This is a genomic window from Phascolarctobacterium succinatutens (assembly GCF_023497905.1).
GTDB classification, from domain to species: domain Bacteria; phylum Bacillota; class Negativicutes; order Acidaminococcales; family Acidaminococcaceae; genus Phascolarctobacterium_A; species Phascolarctobacterium_A succinatutens.
In genome coordinates this window covers 1,780,606-1,795,961 of record NZ_CP097284.1, presented here as the reverse complement: position 1 = coordinate 1,795,961, position 15,356 = coordinate 1,780,606, and the positions used below count along the sequence as shown (strand labels likewise).

General features: G+C 47.1%; 16 protein-coding genes and 1 tRNA gene. 15 read left to right on the top strand and 2 right to left on the bottom strand.

The window, feature by feature from the left end; all coding sequences use genetic code 11:
• Positions 1 to 10: 10 nt before the first annotated feature.
• Positions 11 to 550, top strand: coding sequence for an anaerobic ribonucleoside-triphosphate reductase activating protein (gene nrdG / locus M5E81_RS08515; protein WP_249747293.1), 540 nt, complete (start codon positions 11 to 13; stop codon positions 548 to 550).
• A 107-nt stretch (positions 551 to 657) separates the two neighbouring features.
• Here the strand turns inward: nrdG and M5E81_RS08510 are convergent, their stop codons facing one another.
• Positions 658 to 1,275 (bottom strand): HD-GYP domain-containing protein, encoded by a 618-nt coding sequence (locus M5E81_RS08510; protein WP_021720610.1) that lies wholly within the window; start codon positions 1,273 to 1,275, stop codon positions 658 to 660.
• A 494-nt stretch (positions 1,276 to 1,769) separates the two neighbouring features.
• Here M5E81_RS08510 and M5E81_RS08505 point away from each other — a divergent pair, with 494 nt between their 5' ends.
• The 7 genes from M5E81_RS08505 to M5E81_RS08475 all read left to right on the top strand — a co-directional run bounded on the left by M5E81_RS08505 (position 1,770) and on the right by M5E81_RS08475 (position 8,375).
• Positions 1,770 to 2,549 (top strand): basic amino acid ABC transporter substrate-binding protein, encoded by a 780-nt coding sequence (locus M5E81_RS08505; RefSeq protein ID WP_345740554.1) that lies wholly within the window; start codon positions 1,770 to 1,772, stop codon positions 2,547 to 2,549.
• A gap of 97 nt (positions 2,550 to 2,646) precedes the next feature.
• A complete protein-coding gene (locus M5E81_RS08500) occupies positions 2,647 to 3,414 on the top strand; it encodes a basic amino acid ABC transporter substrate-binding protein (protein WP_009146118.1) in 768 nt (255 codons plus the stop codon).
• 52 nt (positions 3,415 to 3,466) lie between these two features.
• A complete protein-coding gene (locus M5E81_RS08495; protein ID WP_009146117.1) occupies positions 3,467 to 4,117 on the top strand; it encodes an amino acid ABC transporter permease in 651 nt (216 codons plus the stop codon).
• A gap of 8 nt (positions 4,118 to 4,125) precedes the next feature.
• Positions 4,126 to 4,845, top strand: coding sequence for an amino acid ABC transporter ATP-binding protein (locus M5E81_RS08490; RefSeq protein WP_044484609.1), 720 nt, complete (start codon positions 4,126 to 4,128; stop codon positions 4,843 to 4,845).
• 82 nt (positions 4,846 to 4,927) lie between these two features.
• Positions 4,928 to 6,538 (top strand): gamma-glutamyltransferase family protein, encoded by a 1,611-nt coding sequence (locus tag M5E81_RS08485; protein ID WP_419720860.1) that lies wholly within the window; start codon positions 4,928 to 4,930, stop codon positions 6,536 to 6,538.
• A gap of 208 nt (positions 6,539 to 6,746) precedes the next feature.
• Positions 6,747 to 7,103, top strand: coding sequence for a molecular chaperone Hsp90 (locus tag M5E81_RS08480; protein WP_249747291.1), 357 nt, complete (start codon positions 6,747 to 6,749; stop codon positions 7,101 to 7,103).
• A gap of 126 nt (positions 7,104 to 7,229) precedes the next feature.
• On the top strand, positions 7,230 to 8,375 hold the full coding sequence (locus M5E81_RS08475) for a HipA domain-containing protein (RefSeq protein ID WP_249747290.1): 1,146 nt from the start codon (positions 7,230 to 7,232) through the stop codon (positions 8,373 to 8,375).
• Between the two features lie 58 nt (positions 8,376 to 8,433).
• Here M5E81_RS08475 and M5E81_RS08470 read toward each other — a convergent pair.
• Positions 8,434 to 8,508 (bottom strand) — tRNA-Arg (locus tag M5E81_RS08470).
• Between the two features lie 150 nt (positions 8,509 to 8,658).
• Between M5E81_RS08470 and M5E81_RS08465 the strand changes: the two genes are divergently transcribed.
• The 7 genes from M5E81_RS08465 (at position 8,659) to M5E81_RS08435 (ending at position 15,301) form a co-directional block, all read left to right on the top strand.
• On the top strand, positions 8,659 to 9,786 hold the full coding sequence (locus M5E81_RS08465) for an AI-2E family transporter (RefSeq protein ID WP_249747289.1): 1,128 nt from the start codon (positions 8,659 to 8,661) through the stop codon (positions 9,784 to 9,786).
• A 95-nt stretch (positions 9,787 to 9,881) separates the two neighbouring features.
• Entirely contained in the window at positions 9,882 to 10,307 is a 426-nt protein-coding gene (locus M5E81_RS08460) for an acyl-CoA thioesterase (protein WP_249747288.1), read from the top strand.
• A 4-nt stretch (positions 10,308 to 10,311) separates the two neighbouring features.
• Positions 10,312 to 10,956 carry a coenzyme F420-0:L-glutamate ligase gene (locus M5E81_RS08455; protein ID WP_210684837.1) on the top strand — a complete coding sequence of 215 codons (645 nt, stop codon included), beginning with the start codon at positions 10,312 to 10,314 and terminating at the stop codon, positions 10,954 to 10,956.
• A gap of 12 nt (positions 10,957 to 10,968) precedes the next feature.
• The gene (locus M5E81_RS08450) at positions 10,969 to 11,496 is read left to right on the top strand and encodes a hypothetical protein (RefSeq protein ID WP_009146109.1); all 528 of its coding nucleotides are present in this window, start codon (positions 10,969 to 10,971) and stop codon (positions 11,494 to 11,496) included.
• 212 nt (positions 11,497 to 11,708) lie between these two features.
• A complete protein-coding gene (locus tag M5E81_RS08445; protein ID WP_040565335.1) occupies positions 11,709 to 12,461 on the top strand; it encodes a DeoR/GlpR family DNA-binding transcription regulator in 753 nt (250 codons plus the stop codon).
• Complete coding sequence (gene pfkB / locus M5E81_RS08440) at positions 12,458 to 13,375, top strand: 1-phosphofructokinase (protein ID WP_009146106.1); 918 nt, start codon at positions 12,458 to 12,460, stop codon at positions 13,373 to 13,375. Before M5E81_RS08445 ends, pfkB begins: the two co-directional genes overlap by 4 nt.
• A gap of 21 nt (positions 13,376 to 13,396) precedes the next feature.
• On the top strand, positions 13,397 to 15,301 hold the full coding sequence (locus tag M5E81_RS08435) for a PTS fructose transporter subunit IIABC (RefSeq protein WP_249747287.1): 1,905 nt from the start codon (positions 13,397 to 13,399) through the stop codon (positions 15,299 to 15,301).
• Positions 15,302 to 15,356 lie beyond the last annotated feature (55 nt).

The following is a 15,356-nucleotide window of genomic DNA, read 5'->3' as shown; positions in this document are numbered from 1 at the left end:
GTGAGGGCGTATGAATTACGCAGAAATAAAAAATCTGGATATTGCTAACGGACCGGGCTTGCGTGTATCGCTGTTTGTCAGCGGCTGTACGCATCATTGCAAGGGCTGCTTCAACCCGGAGTCCTGGAATTTTAATTACGGTCAGCCTTTTACGGAAGCAACGCAAGAGCATTTGCTGGAGCTGTTGGAGAACGAACATATCCGCGGCCTGTCGCTTTTGGGCGGTGAACCATTCGAGCCTGCCAATCAGGCAGCACTGCTGCCGTTCCTGCGCAAGGTAAGAGCACGCTTTCCCAAGAAGGATATCTGGTGCTACAGCGGCTATGATTTCGAAAAAGATATGCTGACAGGTAATCTCGGCGCTTGGGAAATCACTGAGGAAATGTTGTCCTACATTGACGTACTGGTAGACGGAGAATTTAAGCTTGAGCTGAAGAATCCTAATCTGCGCTTTCGCGGCAGCGAAAACCAACGCGTTATCCTAGTGCAGGAATCGCTGAAGGCAGACGGCATTGTACAATGGGATGACGGTGAAGGCTTGAGCATCTGATAAGCAGTGCGTTTACAAATTTATAAAAAATAAAGCATCCCGGCTCGCAGGAGCAGGGATGCCAGGAAAAAGAAATAGCATTGTCGGTCTTAGCAGGACTGACAATGCTATTTTAATTGTGTGCGCAAGGATTGCGGAATAACAGATTCGATAAAGGCTTTGACTATTGCCGGCTCAAAATCCAGACCGGCCTTATTCTGCAGCTCGATGATAGCGTCGGCGTGAGTTTTTTGCCAATGCTGGGTGCAGGGGTTAAGGTTGCGGTCATAATAATTGGCTACGGCGACTATGCGTGCACCGATAGGGATGTTCTGTCCCTTCAGGCGTTTGGGATAACCGGTGCCGTCCCATTTTTCATGGTGCGCGCGGATGATATCGCTGATGGTATCAAAGCCGGGAATGTTTTCCAGCATGCTGGCGCCTGCGATGCAGTGACGTTTATAAATAGACTGCTCGCGCGTAGAAAGAAACGGCAGCTTAGCCAAAATAATATTGGGTACGGAAAGCTGACCGATATCATGCAGCAGCGCTGCTGTTTTTATCTGCGAAACTTCGCTGGCAGGCAGACCGAGCTTAGCGGCAGTGCTGGCAGAATAATTGGCAACCTGCTGGCTGTGCAGATAAATTTCTCTATTTTTAATTTCCAACATTCTTAAATAGAACTCGCAGATATCCTTCGTCAGGCGAGCATCAGCAAAGTCCAGACATTGTGGTATAGCAATCATAAAGCTTATTTCCTTTTTCCGTTCAATATTGAGTACAAATAGTATAGCACTTTTTGAGAAAAGATAAAAGTATGCAGAGCGATTGACTTGCAAAAAAATTTTTTTCCCATTATAATAGATAGGACAACTCAGGTCTGTGGTTGCAAGTCGATGCCAGTTGCAGGCGAAACGATCCACGTAAGCAGCAAAATTTTGCTGTGAGCACGGTGCAGCTTAGAAGTAAGTCCTGCCGCAAAAAAATTATGGGCGAGAGAGGTAGTAGTGGGGAGCGGAATGCTTAGGAGCGAACCTTCCAGCAGGCGAGTGTGGGGGCGAAAACCAGGTCAGCTGAGTTGTTTTTTGTTACCTAAATTACAGTTTGCCGCAAAATGAAAAAAATGCGGCAAATTTTTATTTTTATACTATTTTTTTCATAAAAATACTTTACCTTGCGGGAATTTAGGTATATAATGTACCTATCTCAAAATTGGCTTACAATATCGAAGGGGGAAATGATGATGAAGAAGATTTTGTTTTTAGTTATGGCAGTTCTGACTGCTGCTTCTATGATGATTGCTGGCTGTGGCGGTGGCGATAAAAAAGCTGCTGAACCGGAAAAGGTACTGCGTGTAGGTACAGAGCCTACCTTTGCTCCTTTTGAATTCCAAAAAGAGGGCAGTAAAAGCTATGATGGTTTTGACATGGATCTGGCACGTGCTATCGGCAAGCAAATGGGCTACAAGGTTGAAATTGTCAGCATGGGCTTTGACGCTTTGATTCCGGCACTGAACTCCGGCAACATTGATGTTGTTGCTGCAGGCATGAGCATTAATGAAGAACGTCAAAAGGCTGTTACCTTCTCTGAACCTTATTATACTTCCGGCCTGATCGTTATGGTAAATAAGGACAACAACGAAGTTAAGAGCGTTAAAGATCTGGAAGGCAAACGTATTGCCTGCCAAATCGGTACTACCGGTGAAAAAAATGCCAGAAACGTTGCTAACGCTAAAGTAACTGCTTTCAATACTAATGATGAAGCTGTTATGGAACTGAAAAACAAAGGCGTTGATGCGATTATCAATGATAGTCCTGTAGTTGGTTATTACCTGGCACAGGGTGGTAACGCCAGCATGAAAACTGTTGGTGATATCATGGAAGCAGAGCAATACGGTCTGGCTGTTAAAAAAGGTAATGATAAGCTTGCGGGCGAAATCAACAAGGCTTTGGCTGAGTTGAAGAAAAATGGTGAATATGACAAGATTTACAAAACCTGGTTTGGTGAAGTAAAGAAATAATATTTTGTTCACTACGGAGCACGACAGGGTTTAATTGCCGGACGTGCTCCGTTTGATATTAAAAAAATAGAAAAGAAAAAATGAGGGGGACCAACAAATGAAAAAGGTATTAGTATTTTTGATGATGGCTATTATGGCCTGCAGCATGCTGCTGACCGGCTGCGGCGGTGAGGAAAAAAAGGCGGCTGACAGCGCAAAGGTTTTGCGTGTCGGCACTGAGCCTGTATTTGCACCGTTTGAATTTCCTAAAGAAGGCAGCAAGGATCTGACCGGCTTTGATATTGAACTGATTGAAGCTCTTGGCAAGAAAATGGGCTACAAGGTTGAAATGGTAAGCATGGGCTTTGATGCTCTGATTCCGGCGCTGAATTCCAACAATATTGATGTTGCTATTGCCGGTATGACCATTACTGACGAGCGTAAAAAGGTTGTTGATTTTACTGAATCCTATTATACCTCCGGTCTGATGATCATGGTACGTAAAGACAGTAATGTAAAATCCATCGATGATTTGAAGGGCAAAACTATTGCCTGCCAAATCGGTACTACCGGTGAAAACAAATCCAGAACTGTTGAAGGCGCTAAAGTAAAGGCATTCAATACTCAGGATGAAGCTTCTCTGGAGCTGAAAAACGGCGGTGCTGATGCTGTAATCGGTGATGCACCGGTTATTGAATACTATATGACCAAAGCTGGCAAGGACTTTGCTAAAACTGTTGGTGAAAGAATGGAAGCTGAGCCTTACGGTATTGCTGTTAAAAAAGGCAGCAAGCTGGCTGGTGATTTAAATAAAGCTTTAGCTGAATTGAAAAAGAGCGGCGAATATGATAAGCTTTATACTAAATGGTTTGGAGAGAAAAAATAAGCAGTAGTTATCTCCGGCCTGAAACTAAGAATTTAGAAGGGATTGGGAGAATATGAATTTTGAGCTTATGGCAAATTCGTTTCCGCTTTTGCTGGCCGGTGCCGCTATTACCGTAGAGATTACGGCGATGAGCGTTACCTTCGGTCTGCTGATTGGCTGCATGATTGGTATTGCGCGTTTGTGCAGCATTAAGCCGTTGCGTTATTTTGCCAATGTTTATGTAGATTTTATCCGCGGCACCCCGCTGCTGGTACAAATCTTCCTCGTGTATTTTGCGTTGCCTAATATTATCGGCAGCCGTGTTGATCCGTTTGTGGCAGCAATTTCCGCCTGCTCCATCAACAGCGGTGCGTATGTTGCCGAAATCTTCCGTGCCGGCATCCAGTCTATCGACAAGGGCCAGATGGAAGCAGGCCGCAGCCTTGGCATGACCTGGGCACAGACCATGCGCTATATTATCATGCCGCAGGCCTTCAAGCGCATCATTCCGCCTCTGGGCAATGAGTTTATCGCTATGCTGAAGGATTCCTCTCTGGTTTCCGTTATCGGTTTTGAAGAGCTGACACGTCGCGGTCAGCTGATTATTGCCCGTACCTACGCTTCCTTTGAAATCTGGATGGCTGTAGCTATTATTTATCTGATTATGACCTTTGCTGTTGCAAGGTTTACCGGTTATCTGGAGCGGAGGTTTGACACGAAATGAGCAAGGAAATGATTGTAATCAAAGATCTGAAGAAAAGCTTTGGTGATCTGCACGTACTCAAGGGTGTAAACCTGACGATTGCGGAAAAAGAGGTTGTTGTTATTATCGGCCCCAGCGGCAGCGGTAAGAGTACTCTGTTGCGTTGCATCAACTTTTTGGAGGAGCCTACCGGCGGCAGCATTGTTATCGATGGTATTCCTCTGAACGGTGAGGCTAATATTAACGAAATCCGCAAGGAAGTAGGCATGGTATTCCAGCGCTTTAATCTGTTTCCGCATATGACTGTTATGCAGAATCTGATGCTGGCACCGATGAAGGTGCGCGGCGTTTCTAAGGATGAAGCAGAAAAGACTGCACATATGTACCTGAAAAAGGTTGGCATGGAAGACAAAGCCAATAATTATCCCGATCAGCTCAGCGGCGGTCAGCAACAGCGTGTTGCTATTGCGCGAGCCCTGTGCATGAAGCCGAAGGCTCTGCTGTTTGACGAGCCTACCAGTGCTCTTGATCCGGAAATGGTTAACGAGGTTCTGGACGTTATGAAGCAGTTGGCTAACGAAGGTATGACCATGGCTGTTGTTACTCACGAAATGGGCTTTGCCCGTGAGGTTGGCGACCGTGTATGCTTCGTAGACGGCGGCAAAATTTTGGAAGAAGGAACTCCTGAGGAGATTTTTGGCAATCCGAAAGAAGAACGCACCAAAAACTTCCTGTCCAAGATTTTATAATTACTTGATTTTTATTAAAAGCACATCTGTAAAGGTGTGCTTTTTTCAACTAATCATCATTTATGGAGTGATAATTATGCAAATGCAATTCGACGGACAACAATATCCTTACGCTTCGCGCCGTCGCGTAGTTTATGGCAGACGCGGTATGGTCTGCACCTCGCAACCATTGGCATCTCAGGTCGGCCTGCAGATTTTGCAGCAGGGCGGGAATGCTATTGATGCAGCCATCGCAACAGCAATTTGTCAGACCGTAGTGGAGCCTACGAATAACGGTCTTGGCAGCGACTGCTTTGCGATTGTCTGGGTAAAGAATAAGCTTTATGGTATCAACGGCAGCGGTTATGCGCCGCAGAACCTGACGGCGGAGGCAGTGCGTGCTGCAGGACATACAGATAAAATGCCGTTTAGAGGCTGGCAGGCTGTGACTGTTCCGGGGGCGCCTTCAGCCTGGGCGGAGCTGCACAAGCGTTTCGGTCGTCTGCCCTTTGCGCAATTATTTGCCTCTGCTATTGATTATGCGGAAAACGGTTATCCTGTTTCACCGATAGTAGCACGCTTCTGGCAGGAGGGCATTGAGGCGCTGGCGCCGTATAAGGATAATCCTGCTGTTGCACCCTGGTTTGCAACCTTTGCGCCCAAAGGCGTGGCACCGCGCACAGGCGAGTTGGTACGTCTTCCAGACCATGCCAAAACCTTGCGTTTGTTGGCGGAAAGCTATTGTGAAAGCTATTATCGCGGTGAGCTTGCCGAAAAAATTGTCGACTTCAGCGAAAAGACCGGCGGTTATCTGACGTTGGCAGATTTGGCTGATTATCGTGCGGAATTTGTTGAACCTGTGCATATTAATTACCGTGGCTATGATGTGTGGGAAATGCCGCCTAACGGTCATGGTATTACAGCGCTGATGGCTTTGAATATATTGAAGGGCTTTGAATTCGACGGACGTGACAGCGTAGCAACACTGCATAAGCAGATAGAAGCTATGAAGTTGGCTTTTGCCGATGGCATGCAGTATATTGCTGACCAGCGCTATATGCGTACTAAGGTGGAAGCTATGCTGAGCGAGGAATATGCAGCCAAACGCCGTGCGCTTATTGGCGAGCAGGCCTTGCTGCCGGAAGCAGGCAAACCGTTCTGCGGCGGCACTGTTTATCTGTGTACTGCAGATAACGAAGGAAATATGGTTTCCTTTATCCAAAGCAACTACAAAGACTTTGGCAGTGGCGTTGTACTGCCGGGTTATGGCATCAACTTTAATGATAGGGGCTCAGGCTTCAGCTTGGACGAATCTTCGGATGATTTCCTGCTGCCGCGCAAAAAGCCGTATCATACAATTATCCCCGGCTTTTTGACTAAGGATGGCGAAGCAGTCGGACCGTTTGGTGTTATGGGTGCCTATATGCAGCCGCAAGGTCATGTGCAGGTGCTGATGAACACGATTGACTTCCTGCTGAATCCGCAGGCTGCGCTTGATGCGCCGCGCTGGCAGTGGATTGATGGACGCGAGGTGTGGCTGGAGGATCGCTTTGCGCCGGAGGTAGTGGAACAGCTGCGCAAGCAGGGGCATGACGTACGTGTAATGAGCGATTACACCAGCTTTGGCAGGGGCGAAATTATTTGGCGCTGCCCTGACGGCGTACTGGCGGGAGCAACGGAGCCGCGTGCTGACGGAACCGTTGCTGCCTGGTAATTTTATAAGTTTTTGTGTATTAATATGATATTCTCTACTGTGCGTAGTACGGACGTAATTATCATCAAGCTGAGGGCATACGCATGATACTACAATAGTAACCTTGCGGTAACTAGCGCACGTGAAAGTGCGTACTTTACAGGACTGCAATTTGGTACTATGATATGTACAGATGATGCGCAACGCATCACGAGGAGGTTAACAGATTATGACACAAGAAACGTTAGATTTTGTTAAAGAAAAAACTGTAGCTTTAATTGCTGCTCATAGCTGCAGCGCTGAAGCAAAGGCTGCTGCTGAAAAATGGCTTGCTGCTGTCGGTACTGCGAAAGAAGCAGAAGTAACCAAAGCTTATATTGCAGAGCTGGAATCAGATATCATGCCGATAGACGGGCTGATTGCTTTTGCCGGTTCCGAAGCAGGCGTTGGCGTTTTCGGTGCTGAGCTGGCAAAAAATATTTTGGCACATGCTAAGGAAATCAAGGCTGCCGGGGCTGCCTATTGCGATTGCCCGGCCTGCGCTGCCTGCAAAGCAATTCTGGATAAAAAGGCTGAGCTGCTGTAATTAATCTTCAAAAATAAAAATGACCGCCCGTGTCTCAGGTGAAGTGGAGATGCGGGCGGTTATAATTTTCTTTCAAAAAAATGCTGCTTGCGGTATAATATAAAAAATACTGAAGGAGGGAAAAGCATGGATAAGTATATAATCATGAATAAAAATATTCCTTTGGTTAAGACAACGATGTCCGCTGCAGGCTATATAACCGAAGTCCTGCAGATATACAATTCAGAAGCCTTTCCTGTAGGTATTTTTACTGATGATTTCAATAAGCTCACAGACAAATTAAATCAATGGTGGCGTAGCCGTATTATTCCTGCAAGTCGCGACGGATTGCGCTATATCCTGCATTTGTATGATGTCGAATCTCCAGCGGTTTTGAGCAAGCGCAGCTTGGGGTTGAGTCTGTCCGATCAATATTGGCTGAAGCCTGTCGGCAGTGAGCTGACATGGCAGGAGGTAAACTTTTTCACCAACGATTTTTCCAAGGAGTTAGGGGAAGCGTTTTTTCAAAAGGAGTCCTCCAGGCCTGCAATAAATCCGTTCACGCCTGATGCTTCAAGCAATGGCTGGTTAAAGAAAAAGTGGGTGAAAATCAACGGCGTTACGTATCTTGCCAAAGCAGGCTCGGTACCGCTGTTGCAGCAGCCGTATAATGAAATTGCTGCCGCCAATGTAGCGGAGGCTCTGACGATTAAGCATGTTCCCTATGAACTGATTATAGAGGATAATCGTCCGCTGTGTCTGTGTCCTAATTTTATTACTACGGAAACAGAATTTGTTCCTGCTTATTATGTTAAGGATATTCTTACCAAGTCGAATAACGATTCTGCTTACGGACACTTCCTCAGGTGTTGCGAGCAGTTGCAAATTCCTGATGTGGCAGGCTATTTACAGCAGATGCTTTGCCTTGATTACCTGATAGAGAACAGCGACAGGCATTATGGCAATTTTGGCTTTATCCGTGATGTTAATTCTTTGAAGTTCCTAGGTCCTGCACCGTTGTTTGATAATGGTACAAGCCTGTGGTGCGAATCATTAAATAGCGAAATAGGAACAGAATTATCTGCTATGCCATTTAAAGATACGCAGAAAAAGCAGCTTGCCTTAGTTAAAGAGTGCCTTATTGATATTAATGGAATTGATGCTTGCGCTGAGATAGTGCAGAATACCTTGTTGACAAGTCCGTATCTGGATAAAGAGCGCGTCACACGTATCAGCGAAGCTGTTGCTAACCGTGCGCGTGGCCTGAAAAATTATTTGAGCAAGCTAAACTGAAAGTGAGCATCAAAAAACCGCTAAAGCCTTCAAAAAGCCTTAGCGGTACTTTTCTTTTTGGTGCGCCTGAGAGGAATCGAACCTCCGCACACGGTTCCGGAGACCATTGCTCTATCCACTGAGCTACAGGCGCAAAAACTACAATGGAATTATACCACAGATGTGAAACTTATGCAAAGAAAAGCCTTCTTTTTTGTCTTGTGCGCTCTTATATGTTACAATAATATTATTAATTTAATGAGCATGTATTACCTTGGACATGCGCTTTGAATAGAGGTTGCTTATGAAAGAAAGAAATCCTTATTGTCTGCTGGCCTTTGCAATTGTACTTATCTGGGCGTTGTGGAATTACAATGTCAGCCTAAAACTGCTGGCTGGTATATATGATGTTTTGCTGCCGTTTGTCATTGGCGGTTGTATGGCTTTTATCGTCAACGTTCTGATGAAAAAACTGGAGCAATATTGGCGCAGAATTTTTAAGCAGAGCGTAGTAACGCGTTTTGAGCGTCCTGTGTGTCTGCTTCTGAGCCTTGCAATCATTATCGGCTTTTTGGCCTTCTTTGTGCTGACGATTGTGCCCGAGCTGCACGCCAGTATGAAAATGCTCGTCAAGATGCTGCCGCCGGCGTTAGCCAAGCTGAATATTTATCTGCAGCAGAAGGCGCAGGAGCTTTCCTTCTCGGCAGACGAGCTGGCTGTAGTACAGGCGCAGGCTAAGGAAGTTTATCAGACGATGCTCAATTATCTGCAGAACAACAAGCGTCTTTTGCTGGAGCAGACATTTTTGGCAACAGCCTCACTCGTTGAGGTGCTAGCCAACTGTGTTATCGGTTTTGTTGTAGCGATTTATTGTCTGCTGGAAAAGCATCGTCTGGTGCGCAATTTTAAACGGGTAATTTTTGCCTTCTGCTCGAAGGAGCGCGCTGCCTATATCCTGCATGTTTTGCAGACGGCGGAGCAGATTTTCCGCGGCTTTGTGGGCGGACAGCTGGTAGTAGCGCTGCTTTTGGGCGTGATGTATTTCGTCAGCATGAAGCTTTGCAGCTTTCCCTATGCGACGGTAATTTCGCTGCTGGTGGCAGTGCTGAGCCTGATACCGATTCTCGGTACATTAATCAGTGCTCTTATCGGCTGCTTTTTAATATTGGTGGCAGCACCGGAGAAAATTTGGTATTTTATTATATTATACATTGTACTGCAGCGCATTGAGGCTGACTTGCTTTATCCTAAGATTGTGGGTAAGGCTGTAGGTCTTTCGGAGCTGTGGGTGCTGGCGGCGGTGACGATTGGCGCGAGCCTTGGCGGTGTTGCCGGTATGATTGTCTGCGTACCGCTGTTTTCCGTACTTTATGCTTTGCTGGCTGAAAAGGTTAAGCGTTTGCTGGCAGAGAAAAATTTATCTAATTTATAAGATTTGTTAGGCACTTGGCGCTAAAAGTGCTATAATAATAAATTGATTGTAAGCCTGTTATCTGCAGGAAGCCTTGAATATGCAAAGGAGATTTTATGATTACAATACGAGATAAGGTGCGTTTTGTTGAAACTGATATGATGGGTGTTGTGCATCATGCCAACTATCTGCGTTGGTTTGAAATGGGACGTGTAGCATATCTGCGTGCCTGCGGTATTTCCTTGGGCGAGCTGATGGCTGACGGCGTTATTTTCCCGATTACCGAGGTGCGCGCCAAGTATAAAAATTCCTGTACCTTTGATGATGATTTTGAAGTACAGGTAAAAATGAGTGCCTTTAATAAAGCAAAAATGGAATTTGATTATACTGTTATCCGTCTGCGCGACGGCGCTGTGGCGGTTGAAGGCTATACGCGCAATGTGTTTACCGATAATGAAGGCCACATTGTTCGTTTGAAGCCTGAATGGTATGATAAAATTCAGAAGGTATATGCAGCGGATAAGGCTGCGGAGGAGATGTGAGAGTATGGAAAAGTATAAGATTGTTCCTGTGCCGACAAGAATTTTGACTCATCACGATGATATCTGTGATGCTATTCTGGAATATGCCAAGGATAAAATCGGCCCCAATGATGTTGTCTGCACTGCCGAAAGCGTAGTAGCTATTACTCAAGGTAGAGCAATGCGCTGCGAGGAGTTCCATCCGGGACCGCTGGCTAAGGTGCTGTCGCATCTGTTTCCGGCCAAGGGCAGTATCAGCAGCTGGTACAGCATGCAGTCCCTAATTGACGCAGAGGGCGGTGCACGTGTTCTGTGGGCAGTAATTTGCGGCTTTGCTGCTAAATGTGTAGGCGTAAGCGGTACCTTCTACCGTATGGCAGGCAAACAGGCTCGCCTGATTGACGATGTTACCGGCACAATGCCTCCGTATGACAAGCATATTGTTTATGGTCCGGCAGAACCGGAAAAGGTTGCCGAAGCAATTACCAAGGCTTGCGGCTGCTATGGCGCTGCTATTGCCGACGTTAACGATTTGAAGCGCTCTGCAGTGCTTGGCTGGTCTAAAGGTGTTGATCCGGATAAGGTTGCGGAAATCCTTATTGATAATCCTTTTGGCAACGGCAGTGAAAAAACACCAATCTGCATTATCAAGGATTATCATAAGGCGTAAGGGGGAAGCAAGATGCTGATGACGATTGTGGGAGTCCTTGTAGGACTGTTTATTTTAGGCGTTATAATTGTAGGTGTATATATTTCTATTCAGGGTGATGCTGTAATGCGTTTGTTGGTAAAACAGCGCACTAAGGCTGTTTTGGATAAGGTATATGCCGACAGAATTGATTTTTCCTTAGAGGTACCTTTTGATAACGTAGGCAAGCAGGAAGGTACTATTCTGGATGCTTATATGCGTATTTATCTGCCGCAGGAGCAGTATAGTGATGTGCTGCTGCGCGGTAAGGTTAACCGTGAGGGTTATCTGCGCGAGGATGATTATTTTGAAGCAATGCTGGTTCCGGCAGGTACCGGCGAAAAATTTGTCCTGCGATTTGAGGCTTATGCCAAAAACGGCAAGAGCGTAGAGGAAGCAATAGAAAATATTCCTGATGTTGATGTTGCTTTGTTTGCAGATTGCCGCGGTCGCCGTGAGCTCTATACCGTAAAGGAATACTTTACTCTGACTGCGGATGAAATGCGTGCTTTGGTAAAATAAGCTGACGCTTTTATGCACACTGTTTTTAAAACTATACAAACAATTCTTCATGTAGATGCTTCTCCAAATTGGGAGAGGCATCTGCTTTTTTATTGCTTTGAAAGAAGCTGAAGATAATCTGCAAAAAAATCAAAAAAATGCAGATTCTTGCTCAAAAATGATTGATTTTGCGTGAAAATGATTATATAATATCTGCAAGAGGAGAGATGCTCATGCTAACACAAGAAAGATTTGAAGAAATTGTTCGCATTGTCACGCGTGACGGTGCGGCGACAGTACCGGAGCTGGCAAGGCTTCTGGAAACCTCTGAGTCCACTATCCGCCGTGATTTGGTGCAGTTGGACAGCTTGGGCAAGGTACGCAAGGTGCATGGCGGTGCGACTGCCGTGCGCGAGGCGGAGCCTGTGCAGGAGCGCAATATGCAGGAAAAATACAGTCGTAACATTGAAGATAAGCGTACAATTGCTGCGTATGCGGCAACGCTGGTGCGTCCCAACGATTTTATTTTTCTTGATGCGGGCTCGACAACCGAGCAGCTGGCAACCTACCTGACGGAAAAGGATGCTGTTTATGTAACGAACGGTATTACGCTGGCACAGAAGCTGGCGCAGCGCGGCCTGAAAACACTGCTTATAGCAGGGCGTGTGAAGGCGACAACTGATGCGGTAATCGGTACGGAAGCGGTTGCTTCCCTGCAGCATTATCATTTCAGCAAGGGCTTTTTCGGAACTAACGGTATTACGGTAGAAGAGGGCTTCACAACTCCTGATATAGAGGAGGCCATGAATAAGCGTGTGGCGATGGAGCATTGCCGTAAATGCTATGTATTGGCGGATGCCAGCAAGTTTGAGGCGCTGTCGAACGTGTCCTTCGGCCCGTTGTCCAAGGGCGTGATTATTACAGCTGCGCAGGAGGGCTTGAACGTTAGGTCCTACAAGCAGCATACGGAGGTGATTGTACTTTGATTTATACTGTAACCTTTAACCCTTCCTTGGATTATGTGGTAAAGGTTGATAATTTTGCAGTAGGCGAGATTAACCGCACCCAAGTAGAAAATATATATCCGGGTGGCAAGGGAATCAATGTTTCGCTGGTGCTGCAAAATCTGGGGCTGCAATCGGTAGCCTTGGGCTTTACGGCCGGCTTTAGCGGTGCAGAGATAGAACGCCTGCTGCAGGAGGCAGGCTGCCGCTGTGATTTTATTCAGGCCGGTCAAGGCTGCTCGCGCATTAATACGAAGATTATTTCGGACTCGGAAACGGCGCTGAATGGTCAGGGACCGCAGCTGAGCAAGGAAGAGCTGCAAAAGCTTTTCACCAAGCTGCAGGGTCTGACGCAGGATGATATTTTGGTGCTGGCAGGAAGTATACCCGCTTCACTGCCGGATGATATTTATGAGCAGATTCTGGAGCTGCTGCAGCCTGCTTGCACACGGGTTGTGGTAGATGCTACTGGCGATTTGCTGCTCAAGGTGCTGAAATATAAGCCGTTTTTAATCAAACCAAACCATGAGGAATTAGGAGAGTTCTTTGGCCGGGGACCGTTGCTGAATGAGGAGGATATTCTTGCTGCTGCACTGAAGCTGCAGCAGCAGGGAGCACGTAATGTGCTGGTTTCGCGTGGAGCGGACGGAGCTGTACTGTTGGACGAAAATGGCAGGCAGCATATGATGGCTTCACCGAAGGGTAAACTGGTAAACTCTGTTGGTGCCGGTGACAGTATGGTGGCCGGCTTTTTGGCTGGCTATCTTAAAACGCAGGATTATGAGGAGGCGCTGCGCCTTGGCGTAGCCGCAGGCAGCGCAAGCGCGTTTAAGGATTGGCTGGCAACAAGTGATGATATTGATAAAATTATTTTACAGGGCGTGACTAATAAATAAAAAAGAAGGGGCAAAAATAAGATGAAAATAGTTGATTTGCTGAAGGTAGAAAGCATTGATCTTAAAGCGCAGCCTAAGGATAAGGCAGCAGCGCTGGAGCATTTGATTACGCTGATGGAGAGCGGCGGTAATCTGCTTGATAAGGACGAATACAGAGCCTGCGTGTTGCGTCGTGAAGAGGAGGGTAGCACGGGTATAGGTGAAGGCATTGCCATTCCGCATGCCAAGACAAGTGCTGTAAAGGCACCGGGACTGGCAGCTATGCTGGTAAAGGACGGCGTTGACTTCGACAGTCTGGACGGCGAGCCTGCGAAGCTGTTCTTCCTGATTGCTGCACCTGATACGAAGGATAATGTGCATCTTGATGTGCTGAGCCATCTGAGCATGCTGCTGATGAACGATAATTTCCGCAGCGAGCTGCTGAATGCCGGTAGCGCCAAGGACTTTTTGGCAGTTATCGACAAATACGAAAATGAAAAGTTTGAGGATGAGGAAGAAGAGGCACCGGCAGCAGAGCCTGCTAAGCAGCGCAAGGTGCTGGCTGTTACTGCCTGCCCGACAGGTATTGCACATACCTATATGGCAGCAGAGGCTTTGCAGGAGATGGCCGGTAAGATGGGCGTTGCAATGAAGGTTGAAACCAATGGCAGCGGCGGCGTAAAAAATAAGCTGACGGCGGCAGAGATAGAAGAAGCCGAAGGCATTATTGTGGCTGCAGACAAGAACGTGCCTGTGGAGCGCTTTGCAGGCAAGCCGGTTATCTTCGTTAAGGTAGCTGACGGTATCAACAAGCCGAAGGAGCTTATCGAGGAGATTTTGAGCGGTAATGTTTCTGCTTACGCAGGCAAGGGCGGCAGCGAGGCGACAAGTGACGTGGCAGATGCTGAGGAAAGTCTGGGGAGACAAATTTATAAGCATCTGATGAATGGCGTTTCGCACATGTTGCCGTTTGTAATCGGCGGTGGTATTCTTATCGCGCTGGCATTTATGTTCGATATGGAATTTGCCGGCACGGCTAAGTTTGGCAGCGGCACGCCGCTAGCAGCCTTCTTTAAGAATATCGGCGGTTTGGCGTTCAGCATGATGATGCCGATTTTGGCAGGCTATATCGCAATGAGTATCGGCGAGCGTCCGGCACTGATGCTTGGTATCGTAGGCGGCTTTTTGGCAGCCTCCGGCGGCAGCGGCTTCTTCGGCGCGCTGTTTGCAGGCTTCATTGGCGGTTATCTGATCCTGGCATTGCGCAAGGTGTTCAGTGTACTGCCTGACAGCTTGGAAGGTCTGAAGCCGATTCTGCTGTATCCTGTTATCGGCCTGCTGCTTATGGGCATCTTGATGACCTACGTTATCAACCCGCCGACTGCAGCCTTCAACCAATGGCTGGCAGGTGCGCTGGCAAGCATGAGCACAACAAGCAAAGTGCTGATGGGCTTTGTGTTGGGTGCTATGATGTCCATTGACTTCGGCGGTCCTCTGAACAAGGCAGCCTATGTTTTCGGTACTGCTTCTTTGGCTGCAGCTGACGGCAGCGCTGTAAGCAGCGAGATTATGGCTGCGGTTATGATTGGCGGTATGGTGCCGCCGCTGGCGATTGCACTGTGTACTATGCTGTTTAAGAGTAAATTTACTTCTAAGGAGCGTCAGTCCGGCGTGACCAACTTTATCATGGGTCTGTCCTTTATTACCGAAGGCGCTATTCCCTTTGCAGCAAGTGACCCGTTGCGTGTAATTCCGACCTGCGCTTTGAGCAGCGGTGTAGCCGGTGCTTTGTCCATGGCCTTTGGCTGCAGCGTTCCGGCACCGCATGGCGGTGTATTTGTTTTCGGCGTAGTGCAGAACTGGCCGATGTATTTTGCAGCTCTGGCAGCAGGCAGTGTGCTGGCAGCTGTGCTTATGGGGTTTGTTAAAAAGAACGTGAACGAATAACAGATAGAGAAAAAAGATAAAAACAAAAATAGGATTTTAAGGATTTAGCGGCAGA

Excerpts from the sequence above, each read along its gene's own strand:
- nrdG (WP_249747293.1), top strand. The coding sequence starts at position 11 with ATGAATTACGCAGAAATAAAAAATCTGGATATTGCTAACGGACCGGGC.
- M5E81_RS08510 (WP_021720610.1), bottom strand. The coding sequence starts at position 1,275 with ATGATTGCTATACCACAATGTCTGGACTTTGCTGATGCTCGCCTGACG.
- M5E81_RS08505 (WP_345740554.1), top strand. The coding sequence starts at position 1,770 with ATGATGAAGAAGATTTTGTTTTTAGTTATGGCAGTTCTGACTGCTGCT.
- M5E81_RS08500 (WP_009146118.1), top strand. The coding sequence starts at position 2,647 with ATGAAAAAGGTATTAGTATTTTTGATGATGGCTATTATGGCCTGCAGC.
- M5E81_RS08495 (WP_009146117.1), top strand. The coding sequence starts at position 3,467 with ATGAATTTTGAGCTTATGGCAAATTCGTTTCCGCTTTTGCTGGCCGGT.
- M5E81_RS08490 (WP_044484609.1), top strand. The coding sequence starts at position 4,126 with ATGATTGTAATCAAAGATCTGAAGAAAAGCTTTGGTGATCTGCACGTA.
- M5E81_RS08485 (WP_419720860.1), top strand. The coding sequence starts at position 4,928 with ATGCAATTCGACGGACAACAATATCCTTACGCTTCGCGCCGTCGCGTA.
- M5E81_RS08480 (WP_249747291.1), top strand. The coding sequence starts at position 6,747 with ATGACACAAGAAACGTTAGATTTTGTTAAAGAAAAAACTGTAGCTTTA.
- M5E81_RS08475 (WP_249747290.1), top strand. The coding sequence starts at position 7,230 with ATGGATAAGTATATAATCATGAATAAAAATATTCCTTTGGTTAAGACA.
- M5E81_RS08465 (WP_249747289.1), top strand. The coding sequence starts at position 8,659 with ATGAAAGAAAGAAATCCTTATTGTCTGCTGGCCTTTGCAATTGTACTT.
- M5E81_RS08460 (WP_249747288.1), top strand. The coding sequence starts at position 9,882 with ATGATTACAATACGAGATAAGGTGCGTTTTGTTGAAACTGATATGATG.
- M5E81_RS08455 (WP_210684837.1), top strand. The coding sequence starts at position 10,312 with ATGGAAAAGTATAAGATTGTTCCTGTGCCGACAAGAATTTTGACTCAT.
- M5E81_RS08450 (WP_009146109.1), top strand. The coding sequence starts at position 10,969 with ATGCTGATGACGATTGTGGGAGTCCTTGTAGGACTGTTTATTTTAGGC.
- M5E81_RS08445 (WP_040565335.1), top strand. The coding sequence starts at position 11,709 with ATGCTAACACAAGAAAGATTTGAAGAAATTGTTCGCATTGTCACGCGT.
- M5E81_RS08435 (WP_249747287.1), top strand. The coding sequence starts at position 13,397 with ATGAAAATAGTTGATTTGCTGAAGGTAGAAAGCATTGATCTTAAAGCG.